Source organism: Kitasatospora sp. NPDC057015 (assembly GCF_042673745.1).
Taxonomy (GTDB): domain Bacteria; phylum Actinomycetota; class Actinomycetes; order Streptomycetales; family Streptomycetaceae; genus Kitasatospora.
Genome location: NZ_JBHUSG010000140.1, coordinates 1 through 1,738, shown reverse-complemented (window position 1 = coordinate 1,738; position 1,738 = coordinate 1). Strand labels below are relative to the sequence as shown.

The 1,738-nt window shown below is 71.1% G+C and carries 3 protein-coding genes and 1 pseudogene; all 4 read left to right on the top strand.

Annotation, left to right across the window (positions count from 1 at the left end; all coding sequences use genetic code 11):
* A partial coding sequence (locus tag ACFTWP_RS41670) for a hypothetical protein (RefSeq protein ID WP_380270388.1) occupies positions 1-460 on the top strand: 460 nt, incomplete at its 5' end.
* An 11-nt stretch (positions 461-471) separates the two neighbouring features.
* On the top strand, positions 472-1,005 hold the full coding sequence (locus tag ACFTWP_RS41665; RefSeq protein ID WP_375879989.1) for a hypothetical protein: 534 nt from the start codon (positions 472-474) through the stop codon (positions 1,003-1,005).
* A gap of 12 nt (positions 1,006-1,017) precedes the next feature.
* Positions 1,018-1,335: a hypothetical protein gene (locus ACFTWP_RS41660; protein ID WP_376957126.1), complete on the top strand. Its 318-nt coding sequence runs from the start codon at positions 1,018-1,020 to the stop codon at positions 1,333-1,335.
* 308 nt (positions 1,336-1,643) lie between these two features.
* Positions 1,644-1,738, top strand: a pseudogene (locus ACFTWP_RS41655) (IS630 family transposase); the annotation flags it as partial.

The following is a 1,738-nucleotide window of genomic DNA, read 5'->3' as shown; positions in this document are numbered from 1 at the left end:
GGATGCCTGGTCCGCGCTCAGCATCCGCGCCGCCGGAGCCACCGCCGCGGGTACGTGGGCGGCGCTCGGGTCATCTGCGGACGCCACGCTCACCACCTCGACGGCCGCCGTTGGCCAGTGGCTGGTCGCGGTGGTCGGGTGGGATTGGGACCCGTTCGACGCCATGCTCCCCCCATCCGGGGACGGCTGGCAGCAGCTCGCCGTGTCCGGCCCACCCGGCAATACCACTTCGCGGCTGATGGCGTGGGCCCGCCCCGTCACAACCGCCGGCCCACAGGCCGTCACCGCCTCCAGCGCCTCCAGCATCACGGACACCCACCTACGGGTCTGGCTCCTGGATGGCATCCCACCCGGCACCGCACAGCCATTCACCGTGGTCCGCGCCGTCAACGGCATCCGCAAACCCCACGCCGCCGGGGCCGATGTGCGCCTCGCCGACCCCATGACCGTCGCACTCTGAGAGGAGCCCCGATGCCCTTCCCCTGGCGCCCCGGGATGCGCGTGACCGCCGACCGCCTCAACGCCGGCAACACCTACGTCATCCAACAGGAGGCCGACCTGGCCCTGGTCAACCGGACAACGCCGCTGGCCACGGACATCCGCGTCCCACTCATCGCCGGAGCCACTTACCAGTACTGGCTCCTGATCAGCTACTCCGCAGCATCGGGCGCGGACACCTCAATCAGTGCCAACTGGTCAGTCCCGACGGGCACCGAGATGCTGCGGTTCACCATCAGCTACCAGGCCGTGGCATCCAACACCACTGGTGCCAACGCCGGCCAGTACGTCATCATGCGCCGTCCCGCCAACGGCACCGGTCACGTCATCGGCGGCACCACGGCAGGCAACTATCACAGCGCCAGAGACGAGGGTCTGATCACCGTAGGCGGCGCGGGGGGCACCGCCATCTGGCAGGTCCAACAGGGCGGTGCTGGAGCCAGCACCGGAACCATCATCCGCGGCGGCCCGACAGCTACCCGCATCGTCTACCGCCGAATCGGCTGACAGGAGAAGAGCGTGGCGTTCCCCGAGCACACCGACCGCGTCGTCTACTCACTCCAGGCTGGAGGGAGTCAAGAGGTCGAGTGGTCCATGGCCAGTGTCCCCGACAGCTACGCCCAGGGCACGCCTGGGCTGATCGAGGAGATGTACCAGGCGGCTGCCGAGGCCGCCCTGGACGTCCTCCGTGCGGCGCGCCCGGGCCAGCCCGTCCGTGCCAGCCGCCAGTTCACCGGCGAATACAAAACGGTCGGGCCGGAGTGGCCGCCTCCGCTGCCCGAGGAGCCGGGCGAGAGTGGCCCGCCGCCCGAGCGTCCGACGGGAGGTCAGGACTGATGCAGCTCATCGCCCGCACCGCCTGGGGCGCCCCGACCACCTCCCCGGCGGCGGCCCTGCCGTCCGCCCGCGGTGTCGCCGTCCACTACCTCGGAACGCGCTACGACTCCCGGCCGCACGAGCAGTGCGCCGCCATGGTCCGGTCGGTCCGCCAGACCCACCTCGACCACCCCACCGAGAACTACGTCGACATCGCCTACAACCTCGTGGTCTGCGAGCACGGCGCTGTCTTCGTCGGCCGCGGCGTCCGCAAGCGCCCCGGTGCGAACGGCGGCACCAGCCAGAACGCCTCCTACTACGCCGTGCTCGCCCTGCACGCCTACCTGCGCTGGCGCAACACCAACGCCCGCCACCCCGACATCCTCGCCGCCCAGCGCCGCGAACGCGCCCGCGTCCGCAGCGA

What these genes read in the sequence shown, in the direction of transcription:
- ACFTWP_RS41665 (WP_375879989.1), top strand. Translation starts at nt 472, where the DNA reads ATGCCCTTCCCCTGGCGCCCCGGGATGCGCGTGACCGCCGACCGCCTC.